Genomic DNA, 305 nt, shown 5'->3' with positions numbered 1-305 from the left:
ATCGCGCTCTTCGACAGACCCAGGATCGCAACCTCCGGCGCATTGATGATCGGCGTGAAATGCGTGCCGCCGATCCCGCCGAGGGAGCTGATCGAGAAGCAGCCGCCGGTCATGTCGGCCGAACCGAGCTTGCCGTCCCGCGCCTTCTTCGCGAGTTCCCCCATCTCCTGGCTGATCTGCAGGATGCCCTTCTTGTCGGCATCCCTGAGCACCGGAACCACGAGGCCATTGGGCGTGTCGGCCGCGAAGCCGACGTGGAAGTACTGCTTGTAGACAAGCTGATCGCCGTCCAGGCTGGTGTTGAA

Annotated in this window: 1 protein-coding gene; it reads right to left on the bottom strand. The window is 63.3% G+C overall.

Features of this window, described 5'->3' with window-relative positions:
* Window positions 1-305, bottom strand: a 305-nt coding sequence (locus AC1DNF_RS35875) for a 2-oxo acid dehydrogenase subunit E2 (protein ID WP_478153705.1), incomplete at both ends; no start/stop codon positions are given.

The organism is Variovorax sp. 01T432, from assembly GCF_056398605.1.
This window is presented reverse-complemented; position numbering and strand designations above follow the sequence as displayed.